General features: G+C 68.9%; 9 protein-coding genes. 5 read left to right on the forward strand and 4 right to left on the reverse strand.

The genetic code is table 11. The features are described from left to right. The first annotated feature begins 82 nt into the window (after positions 1 to 82). From AC3WOE_RS07925 to AC3WOE_RS07935, 3 genes are all read left to right on the forward strand, one after another. Positions 83 to 7,306, forward strand: a complete 7,224-nt coding sequence (locus AC3WOE_RS07925; RefSeq protein ID WP_492689526.1) for a PKD domain-containing protein — start codon at positions 83 to 85, stop codon at positions 7,304 to 7,306. Between the two features lie 10 nt (positions 7,307 to 7,316). Next, positions 7,317 to 8,315, forward strand: a complete 999-nt coding sequence (locus tag AC3WOE_RS07930; RefSeq protein WP_492689528.1) for a leucine-rich repeat domain-containing protein — start codon at positions 7,317 to 7,319, stop codon at positions 8,313 to 8,315. A 98-nt stretch (positions 8,316 to 8,413) separates the two neighbouring features. Further along, positions 8,414 to 9,169: a hypothetical protein gene (locus AC3WOE_RS07935; RefSeq protein WP_492689529.1), complete on the forward strand. Its 756-nt coding sequence runs from the start codon at positions 8,414 to 8,416 to the stop codon at positions 9,167 to 9,169. Positions 9,170 to 9,382: 213 nt separating this feature from the next. Here AC3WOE_RS07935 and AC3WOE_RS07940 read toward each other — a convergent pair whose 3' ends face one another. Continuing rightward, positions 9,383 to 10,612, reverse strand: a complete 1,230-nt coding sequence (locus AC3WOE_RS07940) for a CaiB/BaiF CoA transferase family protein (protein WP_492689531.1) — start codon at positions 10,610 to 10,612, stop codon at positions 9,383 to 9,385. A 177-nt stretch (positions 10,613 to 10,789) separates the two neighbouring features. Between AC3WOE_RS07940 and AC3WOE_RS07945 the strand changes: the two genes are divergently transcribed. After that, on the forward strand, positions 10,790 to 12,415 hold the full coding sequence (locus tag AC3WOE_RS07945) for a WD40/YVTN/BNR-like repeat-containing protein (protein WP_492689532.1): 1,626 nt from the start codon (positions 10,790 to 10,792) through the stop codon (positions 12,413 to 12,415). Between the two features lie 234 nt (positions 12,416 to 12,649). Further along, a complete protein-coding gene (locus AC3WOE_RS07950; protein WP_492689533.1) occupies positions 12,650 to 13,921 on the forward strand; it encodes a Xaa-Pro dipeptidase in 1,272 nt (423 codons plus the stop codon). A gap of 30 nt (positions 13,922 to 13,951) precedes the next feature. Here the strand turns inward: AC3WOE_RS07950 and ureC are convergent, their stop codons facing one another. Genes ureC through AC3WOE_RS07965 form a run of 3 tightly spaced genes read right to left on the reverse strand, consistent with a single transcriptional unit; the run spans position 13,952 to position 16,139 of the window. Further along, entirely contained in the window at positions 13,952 to 15,670 is a 1,719-nt protein-coding gene (gene ureC, locus AC3WOE_RS07955; protein WP_492689534.1) for an urease subunit alpha, read from the reverse strand. After that, positions 15,667 to 15,972, reverse strand: coding sequence for an urease subunit beta (locus AC3WOE_RS07960; protein ID WP_492689536.1), 306 nt, complete (start codon positions 15,970 to 15,972; stop codon positions 15,667 to 15,669). The genes ureC and AC3WOE_RS07960 overlap by 4 nt, the downstream gene beginning before the upstream one ends. Then, positions 15,972 to 16,139, reverse strand: a complete 168-nt coding sequence (locus tag AC3WOE_RS07965; RefSeq protein ID WP_492689538.1) for a hypothetical protein — start codon at positions 16,137 to 16,139, stop codon at positions 15,972 to 15,974. Before AC3WOE_RS07965 ends, AC3WOE_RS07960 begins: the two co-directional genes overlap by 1 nt. Between the last annotated feature and the right edge of the window lie 2 nt (positions 16,140 to 16,141).

The following is a 16,141-nucleotide window of genomic DNA, read 5'->3' on the forward strand; positions in this document are numbered from 1 at the left end:
CCTGATCGTCCGTCTGGTTTTTGCCGCCCCTCTTCCTGAGGGGCTAGGCGGCCCTTTGGCCGCGCCTGGGAAGGAACTCCGTATGCGCTCCCTCAGCACCTCCTTTGTCCGCGTCTTGCTGGCCGTCCTGTTGACGTCGCCGCTGGCCGCGCAGGCCGCCCTCAAATGCGATGTCGACAACAACGGCCGCATTGACAAGGTCGACCTGGCCCTGATCCAGGCTGCCATCCAGGCGGGCAGCCCGGTGAGCGGACCGGATGATCCGAGGGACGCCGACAACAATGGCGTCATCAACTCCGGCGACGGCCGCATCTGTGCGCTGCGCTGCAAATACGCCCAGTGCGCCACGAACGGCGTGCCCGTGGCCAACGCCGGCCCCGACCAGACCGCCCGGGTCGGCGACAGCGTCACGCTCAGTGCCGCCCTCTCCAGCGATCCCGACGGCAACGCGCTGACCTACCGCTGGACCCTCGTCAGCCGGCCCGCCGGCAGCGCCGCGGCGCTGTCCAGCGCGAGCGCGATGACACCGGGCTTCACCATCGACCGGCCGGGCAGCTATGTGGCCGAACTGGTGGTGAACGACGGCACGCTGAACAGCGCGGTCGACAGCATCACGGTCAGCACCGTCAACTCCGCGCCGGTGGCCAACGCCGGCCCGGACCAGAGCGCCCGCGTGGGCGACGTGGTGGTGCTCGACGGTCGTGCGTCGTCGGACATCGACGGCGACGCGCTGAGCTACGCCTGGCGCCTGGTGAGCGCCCCCGTGGGCAGCACGGCGGCATTGGACAACGCAACCCTGGTCCAACCCCGCCTGACGCTGGACAAGGCGGGCAGCTACGTCTTTGAGCTGGTCGTGAACGACGGCAGCGCCGCCAGCCGCGCGGCCACGGTCCATGTCTCGACGATCAACTCCGCCCCGGTGGCCCGTCCCGGTGCCAACCGCTCGGTGGCGCTCGGCGCGCAGGTGGTGCTCGACGGCAGCGCCAGTACCGACGTCGATGGCGATCCGCTCAGCTTCGCCTGGTCGATCCTGAGCCGCCCGGCGGGCAGCAGCGCCACGCTTTCGAGCGCCACGGTGGTCAATCCGAACTTCGTGGCCGACAAGCCCGGCAACTACGTGGTGCAGTTGATCGTCAACGACGGCCTCGTCAACAGCCCCGCCGCGACGGTCACCATCGGCACCGACAACGCCGCACCGGTCGCGAACGCCGGACCCGACCAGACCGTGGCGCTGGGTGCCAAGGTCCTGCTGGACGGTCGCAGCTCGCTCGACCCTGAAGGCGCGCCGCTGGCCTATGCCTGGTCGCTCACCAGCCGCCCGGCGGGCAGCACGGCCACGCTCGACAACACTGCGCTGTCCAGCCCCAGCTTCACGGCCGACAAGCCGGGCAACTACGTGGCCCAGCTGATCGTCAATGACGGCAGCCTGAGCAGTACGCCCGACACGGTCGTCGTCTCCACCATCAACTCCCGCCCCGTGGCCGACGCCGGGGCAGCGCAATCGGTGGCCACCGGCAGTTCGGTGAGCCTGGACGGCAGCGCCTCGCGCGACGCCGACGCGGATGCCCTGAGCTTCGCCTGGTCCTTCACCACCAAGCCTGCCGGCAGCACCGCGGCCATCTCGCCGGCCAACGCCGCGCGGCCCAGCTTCGTCGCCGACAAGGACGGCATCTACGTCGCTCAGCTGATCGTCAGCGACGCCTCGCTGGCCAGCGTGCCCGCCACGGTCACCATCACGGCCAGCACGGCCAACCGCGCTCCCGTCGCGGCTGCGGCGGCCACGCCGTCGAACGTCGCCGTGGGCGCCACCGTCGCGCTGAGCAGCACCGGCTCGTTCGATCCTGATGGCACGCCGCTGACCTATGCGTGGAGCCTGGCGACGCGCCCGGGTGGCAGCCTGGCCACCGTCAGCAATCCGAACGCGGCAAACGCCAGCTTCGTCCCCGATCTGCCCGGCAGCTACAGCGTGCAGCTCGTCGTCTCGGACGGTTCGCTGACCGGCAGCGCGCTCGCCAGCATCACGGCCACCGCGAGCAACCGGGCGCCGAGCTTCGCCAGCGTCCCGGTCACGGTCGCCACCATCGGCGCCCCCTATGTCTATGCCGCCAGCGCCACGGACCCCGATGCCGGCGACACGCTGAGCTTCTCGCTGATCACCGCGCCGACCGGCATGAGCATCGACGCCGCCACCGGCGTGATCCGCTGGACGCCCACGCCTGCTCAAGCGGGCAACGCCGCCGTGACGGTCCGCGTCACCGACGCCGGCGGCCTGTTCGCCACCCAGTCCTTCAGCATCACCGCCTCCAGCGGGCCGACGCCGCTGCAGCTCGCCGCCAGCCTGTCCACTGCGGTGGCCAACCCCGGGCAGGCCGTCACGCTCACGGTCCTGGTGAGCGGCGGCAACGGCGGCGCCGTCACCCGCACCGCGATGCTTGACGGCGTGGCGCTGACGCTCGACGGCGCCGGCAGCGCGACCTTCAGCGCGCCTGCCACGGGCACGCACCGCATCGACGTGCGCGCGGAAGGCGTGGCCGTCAACGGCGTCACGCCGGCCCCCCAGACCCAGCAATTGCTGCTGACGGTGCGCGACCCCGGCGACGTGACGCCGCCCACCGCGGCCATCACCAGCCCCGCGGCCGACAGCGAAATCCTGTCCGCCGTGCCCGTCACCGGCACCGCCACGGACGCCAGCTTCGCCTACTACCAGCTGCTGCTGCGCCCGGCGGGCGCGCCGAGCAGCGCCTGGGTCGAGATCTACCGCGGCCTCACCCCGGTCAGCAACGGCACGCTGGGTTCCATCGACCCCAGCACGCGCGCCAACGGCAGCTACGAACTCGCCCTCAAGGTCGTGGACGTGAACGGCCAGGCGACCCTCGCCTCGGTTCCCTTCGAGATCACGCGCGACCGCAAGTTCGGCGCCTTCCGGCTGAGCTTTGCCGACATCCGGGCCGATGCCAGTGGCATGCCGCTGATGCTGACCCGCACCTACGACAGCCTCAAGAAGGACGTCAGCAGCGACTTCGGCTACGGCTGGAGCATGGCCGCGCAGGACGTGAGCATCCGCAAGAACATGGTGTTCGGCCTGCAGTGGAACGTGATCCGCAGCGGCCCCTTCAACCTGTGCCTGCGCCCTGCCGGCTCACGCCGCGTCACGGTGTCCTTGCCTGATGGCGGCATCTATCGCTTCCAGGCCCGCAACGAGCCGGAGTGCGCCTTCGGCACGGTGCCGGATCTCAACGTGGTGCTCGACCCCCTGCCCCTGCCCGTGGGCGGCAGCGCCGGCGCCGGCGCCGGCGTGGGCCAGCTGTCCATCGTCCTCAATGACACCGTGATGGCCGCCGGCGGCCAGCTCGTCAACGTGGACACGGGCGACGTCTGGAATCCGACCGACTTCATCTTCACCGACGCCCAGGGCGTCAAGTACAACCTGCGTGAAGGCACCGGCGTGCTCAGCATGACCGACCTCTACGGCAACACCGTGACCTACGGCGCTGGCGGCATTTCGCACAGCAGCTCGCTCGCCGTCTCGCTCACGCGCGACGCGCAGGGCCGCATCACGCGTGCCACCGACCCGGCCGGCCGCGCCATCACCTACAGCTACAACGCGGCGGGCGACCTCGCCAGCATGACCGACCGCCTCGGCCAGGTCAGCTACTTCCAATACGACACCGTCACCCGCCCCGCCGGCGCCGGCGACAGCGGCAGCGTCAACAGCGGCCATCTGCTCGCCAGCATCACCGACCCGCGCGGCGTGGTCGTGACCCGACAGCAGTTCGACGACAAGGGCCGCCTGATCGGACTGGCCGACGGCAACGGTGCCGCCGCCACCCAGACCTTCGACGAAGTCGCCAACCAGCAGCGCGTGGTGGACCGACGCGGCAACGCGACGGTCTACAGCTTCGACGCGGCCGGCAACGTCACGCGCATCGTCGACGCCAAGGGCGGCGTGACCGACATCACCTACGACGCCAACGGCAACGAGCTGACGCGCAGCAACCCGCTGGGGTATGTGACGACCAAGACCTTCGATCCGGTCACCGGTCAGCCGCTGACAGAGAAGGACGCACTGGGACGCACGACGACCGTCACCTATGCCTCGGGTGCGAGCGGCTACCAGCGGATGAACCCGATCACGGTCACCGACCCCCTGGGGCGGGTCACGACACTGGGCTACGGCGGTGGCGAGAGCATTCCCGGCTCCGAGCCCAGCAGCGTCACCCTGCCCTTGGGACGGACCATTTCCGCCGGGGTCAGCCTCAAAGGACAACTGACGGCCATCAATGTCGGCGGGGTCAGCACGAGCTACGGCTACGACGCCAAGGGCCGCCGCAATCGCGAGACCGATGGCCTGGGCAACATCAAGAGCTACACCTTCGACGACAACGGCAACGAGCTCACCAGCAGCCTGACCCGCACCGTTGCGGGCGTCACTCGCACCGAGACTGTCACGCGTGTCTACGATGCCGGCAATCGGCTGACCCAGGAGACCGATGCCGCCGGGTCGGTGCGCCGCTATGCCTATGACGGTGCCGGCAAGGTGACGACGGTCACCGACGCGCTGGGCCGAATCACCCGCAACAGCTACGACGCCAATGCCCGTCTGGTCCGCACGGACTACGCGGACGGCAGCGCCGAGCAATGGGCCTACGACGCCAACGGCAACGAAGTGTCGATGACTGATCGCCAAGGCCGCGTGACGACCAAGGCCTACGACGAACTCAACCGCCTTGTTCAGACGCGCTTCTCCGACGGCAGCACCAGCAGCCTCGAGTACGACGCCGCGAGCCGCCTTGTCGCCGAGGTCAATCAACTCGGCGCACGACGTGCCAACGAGTACGACGCCGGCGACCAACTGACCGCCAGCACCGACGGCAGCGGCCGCCGCACCCAGCACAGCTACGACCTGGCCGGCAACCGCACTCAGACCGTGCTGCCGGATGGTCGCGTGGTGGCCTATACCTACGACGCCCTGAACCGGCTGACCCGTACCGACTACCCTGACGGCAGCGCGACGTCGGCCACCTACCGCCCCGATGGCCGCGTGGCGACGCTGACCGGCGCCCGTGGCGTGGTGTCGACCTTCAACTATGACGCACTGGCACGCCTGACCAGCGTGCAACAGAGCGGCGTGGCGGCTCCGACGACCTACGCCTACGACGAGACCAGCGCCCGCACGGTCCAAGGCGATGCACTCGCCCGCCAGGTCCAATGGCGCTACGACACCGTGGGCCGGCCGGTCAGCCGCATCCTGCCCGACGGCGCGACGGAAACGTTCAGCTATGACGCCGAGGGCCAGCTCACGGGCCACACGACCTTTGGTGGCCAGGTCATCGCGCGGACCTATGACACGCAGGGCCGTGAGCTCACGCGCAGCATCCCCGCCACGGCCGGCACGCCGGCTCGCAGCATCAGCTTCACCTACAACGCCGACGGCCAGCGGGCGACCCTGACGGAGACCGGGTCCAGCAGCAGCCAGGGCACCACGACCTACAGCTACGACAGCGTCGGCCGCCTGAGCCAGCTCGCGGGCCCGCAGGGCACGCTGACCTGGGCGTACGACGCAGCTGGCCGCATCACCCGACGCGGGACCGCCGAGGGCAACACGACCTACAGCTACGACGCCGAGGGCCGCCGCAGCGCGTTGACCGCACCGGACGGCAGCACGACGACCTACGCCTATGACACCGCGGGGCGTTTGACCCACAGCGAGCAACTGCTGGCCGCCGGCGTGACCTTGACCACCGACTGGCGCTACGACGCACAGGACCGCCAGGTCGCCATTGCTCACGGCAGGCGCACGGGTGCAGGCACGACGCTGATTGCAGGCCAGTCCATCAGCCGCGGCGCAGGCGGCGCGGTCAATCGCATCGACAACTTCGACGCCGCATCCAGCTACGACGCCGCAAGCGGTGCCTTCACGGGCACGCCGGTGCGGGTGCAGACCTTTGCCTACGACGCGAATGCCCGCCTGACGGCTGAGAACAACTACAAGGGTGCGCAACTGGCCGCATGGCTGGCCAACAACACCCAGCCGGCGACCCAGGCCACCGGCTACAGCTACGACGCGGTCGGCAACCGCACCGGCAAGACCATCGTCACGCCCGGCGGAACGACGGCCATCGCCTACAGCTACGACAGCAACGACCGCCTCACCAGCGAGACACGCACCGCCGTCGGCGGCGGCACGACGACCACCACCTATGCGTGGGACGCCAACGGCAACCTCGCCAGCAAGCAAAGCCCGACGGAGTTCACGGGCTACCGCTTCGACGCCGAGAACCGCATGATCGAGGTGCGCCGAGGCACCAGCGCCGTGACAGCGACGGTAGTGTCGAGCTATGCCTATGACGCCGATGGCGCCCGCGTGGGCAAGACCACGCCGGGCGGCACGACCAAGTTCCTGATCGACCCCACGACGGAATGGTCGGACGTGGTGCTGGAAAGCACCGGCACGCAACGCGTGGCCTACGTCTGGGGTGATGCGCTGCGCCAGCAGACCCGTGGCGGCCAGGGCACGCTGTTCGGCAGTCCGACCGAGGACCTCATCCCCCTGGCCGGCCACCTCGGCACGCCGCTCGCTGCGATCGATCGCAGCGGCGCGGTCGTCGAGACCACCGAGGCCAGCGCTTTCGGGGAGTTGCTCAATACAGCGCCCCGACTCAACCACCAGTTGGCGCAGGCTTACTGGGACGCTCCTGCCGGGCTGACCTACCTGCGGGCTCGTTGGCTCGACGTCAACACCGGACGCCTGCTGTCGCTGGACCCGCTCGACGGCACGCTCGCCCAGCCCACGTCGCAGCACAAGTACACGTACGCCGCCAATGATCCGGTGCACAACACCGATCCCAGCGGTGAAACGAACCTCGTGGAACAGGGGGTCGCCGCCGAGGGAGAGAGCACGCTCGCCAGCGCCGCTCAGGCCAGCATCCGCCAGGCTTTCGCCAAGGCGGGCTGCGATCTGGGCGCCGGCCTGGGCATGGAAGTGACCAGGCAAGGCATCTACATCCTGATCGATGCCGCGGGCGAGTTCTATGTCGGCCAGACCAGCCGTCGCTTCAACACACGGTGGCGAGAGCATGTCCGTGAAGCCAAGAAGAGCGCTGAAGTGGCCTGGAAGGCGACCTCGCAGATCGTGGCCAAATTCCCCATCCCGGGAGTAGGCGCGGCCCTCAACAAGGCCGAGCAGTTGGTCATGGATATCCTTGAGCGTGAAGGCAAGGTCCTGCTCAACGGCCGCCGCCAGATCACGACGTCCAGCCGGGCCGACTACGAAGCCTTCAAGAAGATCATCTGCCCCAAACTCTAGGAACAGTCCGTTGAGCTCAGAAATCCGCACCCTCCAGAACCGGGACCAGTCGCGCCTGCTGCGGCTGGAGGCCCTTGATGAGGCCGCCCGGCACGCGCTGGCGGGCGGCGACTACGACGGTGTAGAAGTCGCGGCGGACTTCGGAAGCTTTGAGCAGCTGGCGCCCTGGCAGCACAACATCCGTTGGCTGTTCGCGCCGCAGGCGGCGTCGGCGGATGGCCTGGCCCGGCTCGAATCGCTGGAGCGCATCAGCTTTGTCGGCAGCCAGCTGGGGTATGACTTCGACTACAAGTCACTGCCCCATCTGAAGGTCTTTGAATGCGGTTCGGCCGCCAAGGTCCGCCCCAAGTTGCTGGACCATCCCCGCCTCGAAATCCTGGAACTCGCCGGCGGCAGCCTGAAGGATTTCTCCGCCCTGCCCCATGCCGTCGCCTTGCGAGCCCTTCTGTTGGAGAGCTGCAAGACCCAATCGCTGGCTGGCATCGAAGCTTTCAGCTCACTGCACGAGTTGCGCCTGCTGGAAGCCCGCAGCCTGGTCGACATCTCCGCATTGGCGTCCCTGCAGGCATTGGAGATCCTGGTCATCACGGCGGCCGTCAAGCTGCCGGACGTCGCCGCCCTTGAGCAGCTGCCCAGCCTGCGCTGCTTGCATGTGGAAGCCAAGGCGGCATCGATGGCCGACCTCGGCATCGTTGCAATGATGCCGCGCCTGCAGACCCTCAACCTGTGGGTGCCCGTACGAAGCATCGATTGGCGCGCACTCGCGAGCCATCCGGCCCTGTGCGAGATCGGCCTGCAATTGGCACCGGGCCAGCAGTTCGACGCCGATGAGGTCATCCGCGCCCACTTCGAGGCAGCTGGGCGGGCGGTCAGGAAGCTGACGAAGTTCTCAGGCGCCAGCCCGCAGATCAAGCTGGAACTTGATCCGCCGGCTGGCCGCTCGGCCGAGCCCGGCTTGGGCAACAACCTGCGCCGCCTCTCAACCTACCTGGCCCACGCCCGCACTTGACCGCCCCACGCTGCGGCCGACGCTGGTTGCTGCTCGCTGCCTCGGCGACCCTCGCGGGTTGCAAACCGGATCAGGGCCTGAGGCGTTCGCCGCTGACGATGAAGGACATCCATGCTGGCTACGCGAGCGGCCCGGCGGACTGGCTGGCCTTTCTGCGCTGCTGGCGCGAGACGGTTCAAGCGCGCCTGGCCAGGCGTCCCGGCTACTCCGGGCTTGGCGCCTTGCCACCCGAAGCGAACCTGGTGGCAGACGCGCCCGGCGACGTGGCCGAGGAGGTCGCGCGCCTGCAGGATCGCCTCAAGGTCCAGTTGCCCCAGTCCTACCTCGACTTCGCCCGGGCGCGCCGGGGACAGGGCTGGGTCATCGAAACCTTTGCCAATGCTTCCGCCATGGCCAAAGGGACTGGCGAGGGCGTCCTGCCACTCGCCAAGATCGGGAAGTTTGCCGATGTGGACGCCGCCACATGGGGTATCTGGAAGCGAGACGGGTCCAGTGGTCGCGCCATTCGGCCCGATGAGTACTACCGCTACGGCTACCAGTCCGACATGAGTCGCGTGCAAGACAGCGCCCTCTTCGATGTCGAGGCCCTGCAGCACATGATCAAGATCGGCGATCTCGACCAGGGTGCGGTGCTGCTCTTGAATCCGCGCGACATCACGGCCGACGGCGAGATGGAGGCGTGGATGCTCTCCTTCCGGACCCACGCCCAGCGGTTTCGGTCATTTGCCGAGCTGATGCAGGAGCTGGCCTATGTCGACACCGACCCCGACCACGCCGAATCGGCACTGGTGGTCCCGCGGGTCTATGAGCGCTGCCCCTGCGTCAAGCTGCTGCGCACGGCCGCCAGCGCCTGAACGGCAGCGCAAGGTTTCGACGGCGCCGTCGGATGAACGGGGCGGCGGGGCGAGGCGATGGCGCCTGGCGGTCTCCTCATGCGTCGGCCCGACGCTAGGCGCCCACCCGGCACCCCGTCAGCCCATGAGAACCGCTGATCCCCGGCGTGCCCCGAATACGTCCTTGCACCGCAGGTGTCGCAGTCGGCGCCCGGGTCTCGCCAACCCCTCCCCTCAGCTGACGATGCCGCGATTTCTCAAGGCCTCGATCTGCTCGCCGCTCAGCCCCAGTTCCTTCAGCACCGCGTCCGAGTCCTGGCCCAGCGCCGGCGCATTGCGGCGGTGGCCGCCCGGCGTGGCGGACAGCTTGGGGCAGATGCCCGGGACGTCGAGGGCCTTGCCGTCGGGCAACTGCACCTGCTGCAGCATGCCGCGCGCGCGGTAGTGCGGGTCGGCCGCGATGTCGGCCACCGTATAGATGCGCCCGGCCGGCACCTCGGCGCCTTGCAACGCCTGCAGCACCTCGTCCACGGTGCGCTGCGCGGCCCAGTCGCCAATAGCCTCGTCGATCTCGGCCACCCGCGCCACGCGGCCGGCGTTGTCGGCCAGCGCCGGGTCGCGGCCGAGGTCGTCGCGGCCGATCAGCGTCATCAGCCGGCGGAAGATGCTGTCGCCATTGCCCGCGATCAGCGCATGGCCGCCGTCGGCGCAGCGATAGGCGTTGGTGGGCGCAATGCCCGGCATGGCGCTGCCCGCCGGTTCGCGCACCACGCCGAAGGCGCTGTATTCGGGCAGCAGGCTTTCCATGCAGTTGAAGACGGCCTCGTACAGCGCCACGTCGATGACCTGGCCCCGGCCGGTGGCGTGGCGGTGCTGCAGCGCCAGCAGGATGCCGATGACGCCGTGCAGCGCGGCCAGCGTGTCGCCGATGCTCACACCCACCCGCACCGGCACCCGGCCGGGCTCGGCCGTCAGGTGGCGCATGCCGCCCATGGCCTCGGCCACGACGCCGAAGCCGGGCCGGTCGCGGTAGGGCCCGGTCTGCCCGTAGCCGCTGACGCGCAGCACGATGAGGCGCGGATTGGCGGCCAGCAACTCGTCGGGCCCCAGGCCCCAGCCCTCCATCGCACCGGGGCGGAAGTTCTCGATCAGCACGTCGGCCTCGGCCGCGAGACGCCTCACGATGTCCTGTCCCTCGGGCTTGCGCAGGTCCAGCGCCAGCGAGCGCTTGTTGCGCGACTGCACCTGCCACCACACCGAGGTGCCGTCCAGCAGCAGCCGCCATTGGCGCAGCGGGTCGCCGGCACCCGGCGGCTCGATCTTGATGACCTCGGCGCCGAAGTCGGCCAGGGTCTTGGCGGCAAAGGGGCCGGCGATCAGCTGGCCGAGTTCGATGACCTTGAGGCCGGCGAGCGCGGCAGGGGTGGCCGAGGCGATGGGGGGCGTGGAAGCAGCGGCGCTCATGGGGTGGAGTGTCCGGCGGCCAGGCCGCGGGAGCATCCGGATCTGGCGCGCGGAGGCTTGGTTGGAGGCGAAGACAGCGCACGCTGCTCGGCTGCGCTTCGCAGGCGCTCACCTGAAGCCGACGGGCTACCATCTCCTGCCAAACTGCCCAGTTGGCCACTCGGAAAGGATCTCTTGGTGCACACCCTCCGACGTCTCCTCATGCTGGCCGCGTTGGCGCTGCCAGCGACCCTCTGCCAAGCCGTGCCGACGCTGGACGATGAACTCCGAGACCTGCGCCTGGCCGAGGGCGAGGGCATCGTGGTGGTGCAGTCGCACGCCCCCAAGAGTCGCATCGGCAGCCAGCCGCCCAACTGGATGGGACTGTGGGTGCACCGCGACGGGGAGAAGCCTCGGTTGATCGAGAACCTGGCGAACGAGAAAGACGACCACTCCCTGTTCATGGGCAAGCTGCCGGCCGGGGAGTACCAGCTCAACCGGTTCGACGTCATTCTGCGGCAGCAAACCTCCAGCACCATCGGCAGCAAGGCCGCCCACAACCTCGCGCTTCGCAACCAGATCTCGAGCCAGATCTACTCGCTCCCGCTGGATGCCAACCGCCGCTTCGTGGTCCAGGCCGGCGCGCTGTCGGACCTGGGCGCGGCGGTGACCCTGCCCACCGAGGTGGCGTCCGTGGTGTTCAGGGATCGCGACCAGCAGCTGATCAGGCAGCCGGTGCAGGTGATGTGGATGCAGTCGCCGCCGGAGTCCGATCGCCTGGCGAGCCTGCTGCGCGAGCGTCTGCCCAAGCTGCAGGTGCTGAAGCCCGGCGAAGCCTGGCTCAAGGGCCCACTGGTCTCTTCCGAGCAACTGGCTGCCAGCCTGCCGACCCTGCGTGGCCTGAGCACCACCGCGCAGTGGTCTCGCGAAGGCGTCATCTACACCGCCGAGGGCCTGGGCCACATCCGGCGCCTGACGAAGGACGGTGAGTCGAGCTGGACGGGCACCGGCCTGACCGGCGCGGTGACCGCCGTGGGCGTGGGCAATGACGGCAGCCTGGCGGCCGGCACCAGCCTCGGCCTGCTGGCGATCCGCCCTGCCGGCGACACCGCCTGGCGCACCCTGCCCCTGCCCCAGGTGCAGAGCACGCCGATCGCGATCAGCCTGGGCAGCGCCGGCATCCACCTGCTGGTGCGCCGTGGCAAGGACGTGCAGTTGCTCTACAAGGCCACACAGGACGCGAGCGAGCCCTGGACCCCGCTGCGCGCCTTCAGCATCAGCGCCGTGGGCCGGTCACGCTTCGAGTTGCAGGTGACGCCCGAGGGCATCAGCGTGCTCGAAGAGGCGGTGGGCTGGTTCGCAAACACGACGCTCCACTTCTGGGACGCCAAGAGCAAGGCCTGGAGCCAGGCCGAGGTGCCCACCTTCGGCGCGGTGACGGGCTTGTCCACGCTCACCCCTGAGGCCCAGGTCGTCAATGCCAAGGGGCACCGCAGCAACCCGCAGCTGATGCAGGTGTCGACCGACCACGGCAAGTCCTGGTCCGAAGCCCCGGGGCCTGATTTCTTCCGCACGATCCACATGCAGTCCCGCACCCAGGGCTTCGCCTCACGCCTCGACTCCGACCCGCGCAAGGTGAGCGTGTCGCCCGTGTACTCGCTGTGGCGGACCGAGGACGGTGGTCTGAACTGGCAGCGCGTCGGGCCGATTCCCGAGCCGTTCAACCGCGTCTTCCGGATGTCCAACGAGGTGTTGATCGGCGTGTCGGGCGACGGCGTGTTGTATCGCTCTGCGGACGCGGGGGCGGCCTGGGTGGAGATTTGAGGCCGTCCTGACCGGCGGTCAGCCCGCGGCGGGCTGGGCCGGAGCGGGCGAAGCTCGAAAATTTGGAACTGCCCCGCACTCGCCCCCTCGGGCCACCGGCAGGAGCGTCTTGGCCATGCCCGGCTTCTCGAGATTGACCTGCCCTGGCTGCCCCCTTGCGCCACCGCTCGACGTGAAACCAGCATCCAAGACGCGCAGAGAATCGCGGGGCAGCCACTGTCCGGTACGTTTCCCATGCGCATCCAAATTGCCGCCCTTCTCCTCTCCACCCTCGCCGCTCATGTGCAGGCGGATGTCGTCGTGGTGAGCGCCGAGCGCCTGCTCGACGTCGCCAGCGGGCGCTATCTGCCTCGCCCGCAACTCGTCATCACCGACGGGCGCATCACCGCCGTCGGCAAGCAGGGGGATGCCATGCCCGCCGGCGCACGCCGCATCGACCTGCCGGGCCTGACCCTGCTGCCCGGCCTGATCGACATGCATGTCCATCTCACCGGCGACCCGCGCTACAGCGGCTATCGCGGCCTGGAGTTCACCGACAACTTCTGGACCGTGGTGGGCGTGGCGAACGCCAAGAAGACGCTGGAAGCCGGCTTCACCACCGTGCGCAATGTCGGCTCCGCCAACTATGACGATGTGGCCCTGAAGCAGGCCATCGAGCAGGGGCATGTGCCGGGCCCGCGCATCGTGCCGGCGACCTACGCCATCGGCGCCACTGGCGGCCATTGCGACAGCACCGAGTTCCCACCCTCCATCCAGACTCACGAACCCGCCGTCGCCAATGGCCCCGAAGCCATCCGGGCCACGGTGCGCAAGCTGCGAAAGTACGGCGCCGAAGTGATCAAGTTCTGCGCCACCGGCGGCGTGTTGTCCAAGACCGACGCGGCGGGTGCCCAGCAGTACAGCCTGGCCGAAATGCAGGCCCTGGTGGAAGAGGCCCACATGCTCGGGCTGCGGGTGGCGGTGCACGCCCACGGCACGTCAGGCATCAAGGACGCGATCCGTGCGGGCGCCGACACGATCGAGCACGCCAGCCTGGCCGACGACGAAGCCTTTGCCCTGGCCAAGCAACGCGGTACCTGGTTCTCGATGGACATCTACAACGACGACTACATCCTCGCCGAGGGCGAGAAGAACGGCCTGTTCAAGGAATCGCTGGACAAGGAGCGGGCCATCGGCCTCAAGCAGCGCCAGACCTTCCAGGCGGGCGTCAAGGCCGGCGTGAAGATGGTCTTCGGCACCGATGGCGGTGTCTACCCCAACGGCGACAACGCTCGCCAGTTCACCACCATGGTCACCTGGGGCATGACCCCGCTGCAGGCCATCCAGGCGGCCACGCTGAACGCCGCCGAAGCCCTCGGCCGCAGTGCCGACGTGGGCAGCCTTGCCGTGGGGCATTTCGGCGACATCGTGGCGGTGCAAGGCGACCCGCTGGTCAACGTCAAACTGCTGGAGACGCCCGCTTTCGTCATGAAGGGTGGCGCTGTCGTGCCATTGCCCTCGCGGTGACGCCAAGCCCGCCGGCGCGGGCCCCGAGATCTAGAACAGGAAATACCGCTGCGCCATCGGCAACTCCTTCGCCGGCTCGCAGGTCAGCAGCACGCCGTCCGCCCTCACCTCGTAGGTCTGGGCGTCGATCTCCATCGTCGGCAGATAGTTGTTGAGCAGCATGTCGGTCTTCTTGACCGAGCGGCAGCCCTTCACGGGCACCAGGGTCTTGGCCAGGCCCAGCTTCTCGACGTTGCCCTGCCCGGCCTGGCTCACAAAGGTCAGCGAGCCCTGGGACAAGGCCGCGCCGAAGCTGCCGAACATCGGCCGGTAGTGCACCGGCTGCGGTGTCGGGATGGACGCATTCGCGTCGCCCATCGCGGCCGCGGCGATGAAGCCACCCTTGAGGATCAGCGAGGGCTTCACGCCGAAGAAGGCGGGCTTCCACAAGACCAGGTCGGCCCATTTGCCGACCTCGATGCTTCCCACCTCATGACTGATGCCATGAGCCAGCGCCGGGTTGATGGCGAGCTTGGCGAGGTAGCGCTTCACACGGGCGTTGTCGTTGCCGGCACCGTCGCCGGGCAAGGCCCCCCGCTGCACCTTCATCTTGTGCGCGGTCTGCCAGCAGCGCAAGGAGACCTCGCCCACGCGGCCCATGGCCTGGGAGTCGGACGAGAACATGCTGATGGCGCCCAGGTCGTGCAGGATGTCCTCGGCGGCGATGGTCTCGCGGCGGATGCGGCTCTCCGCAAAGGCCAGGTCCTCGGCGATGCCCGCGTCCAGGTGATGGCAGACCATCAGCATGTCGAGGTGCTCGTCCAGCGTGTTGACCGTGAAGGGCCGCGTCGGATTGGTGGAGCTGGGCAGCACATTGGCCTCGCCCACCACCTTCATGATGTCCGGCGCATGGCCGCCGCCCGCGCCTTCGGTGTGGAAGCTGTGGATGGTGCGGCCCTTGAAGGCGGCAATGGTGTCCTCGACGAAGCCGCTCTCGTTCAGCGTGTCGGTGTGGATGGCGACCTGGGTGTCGGTCAGCTCGGCGACGCTGAGGCAGTTGTCGATGGCCGCCGGCGTGGTACCCCAGTCCTCGTGCAGCTTGAGGCCGATGGCGCCGGCGTCGATCTGCTGCATCAGGCCTTCGGGACGCGAGGCATTGCCCTTGCCGAGGAAGCCCAGGTTCATCGGGAAGGCCTCGGCGGCCTTCAGCATGGTGGCGATGTGGTGGGGCCCGGGCGTGCAGGTGGTGGCCAGCGTGCCGGTGGCCGGGCCGGTGCCGCCGCCGATCATGGTGGTCACGCCACTCATCAGCGCCTCTTCGATCTGCTGCGGGCATATGAAGTGGATGTGGGTGTCGATGGCGCCGGGTGTGACGATGAAGCCCTCGCCCGCGATGATCTCGGTGCCGGGGCCGATGACGATGTCCACGCCCGGCTGCACGTCGGGGTTGCCGGCCTTGCCGATGGCCGCGATGCGGCAACCGCGCAGGCCGATGTCGGCCTTGACGATGCCCCAGTGGTCGAGGATGACGACGTTGGTGATGACGGTGTCGACCGCATCACCGGCGCCGGGACCGTTCGGCCGCTGCGACTGGCCCATCCCGTCGCGCACGGTCTTGCCGCCGCCGAACTTGACCTCTTCACCGTAGCCGCCCGAACGCAGCGTCAGGTCCTGCTCGATCTCGATGACCAGGGCGGTGTCGGCCAGGCGCAGCCTGTCGCCGACGGTGGGGCCGAGCATCTCGGCATAGGCACGGCGAGAAATTTTCATAGCTTGCCCTGCACCAGGCCGCGGAAGCCCCAGACGGCACGGTCGCCGGCCAGGTCGACAAGTTCCACGGTGCGCGTCTGCCCCGGCTCGAAGCGCACGGCCGTGCCGCTGCAGATGTTCAGGCGCATGCCGCGCGCGGCCTCGCGGTCGAAGCCCAGCGCCGCATTGGTCTCGGCGAAATGGTAGTGGGAGCCGACCTGGATGGGCCGGGTGCCGGTGTTGGCGACCTTCAGCGTCAGCGTGCGGCGGCCGGGGTTGAGTTCGTGTTCGCCCTCTAGAGGGATCAGTTCGCCCGGGATCATCACTTGCGGCCCTTGACGAGCCACCACAGGGCCACGCCGGCAGCGGCCGCCAGGGCCGTCATGCCCGCGCCGTCCCAGCCATGCAGGTGGACAGCGGGCGCGCCATGGCCATCGTGAGCCAGGGCGGAGGCGCCAATCAGGGGCAGCAGCAAAAGCATCTTGCGCATGG

Source organism: Roseateles sp. FW305-36, assembly GCF_058787015.1.

Bases quoted from the DNA above. Each gene is read 5' to 3' on its own strand.
- AC3WOE_RS07925 (WP_492689526.1), top strand. From the start codon at position 83: ATGCGCTCCCTCAGCACCTCCTTTGTCCGCGTCTTGCTGGCCGTCCTG.
- AC3WOE_RS07935 (WP_492689529.1), top strand. From the start codon at position 8,414: ATGAAGGACATCCATGCTGGCTACGCGAGCGGCCCGGCGGACTGGCTG.
- AC3WOE_RS07940 (WP_492689531.1), bottom strand. From the start codon at position 10,612: ATGAGCGCCGCTGCTTCCACGCCCCCCATCGCCTCGGCCACCCCTGCC.
- AC3WOE_RS07950 (WP_492689533.1), top strand. From the start codon at position 12,650: ATGCGCATCCAAATTGCCGCCCTTCTCCTCTCCACCCTCGCCGCTCAT.
- ureC (WP_492689534.1), bottom strand. From the start codon at position 15,670: ATGAAAATTTCTCGCCGTGCCTATGCCGAGATGCTCGGCCCCACCGTC.
- AC3WOE_RS07960 (WP_492689536.1), bottom strand. From the start codon at position 15,972: ATGATCCCGGGCGAACTGATCCCTCTAGAGGGCGAACACGAACTCAAC.
- AC3WOE_RS07965 (WP_492689538.1), bottom strand. From the start codon at position 16,139: ATGCGCAAGATGCTTTTGCTGCTGCCCCTGATTGGCGCCTCCGCCCTG.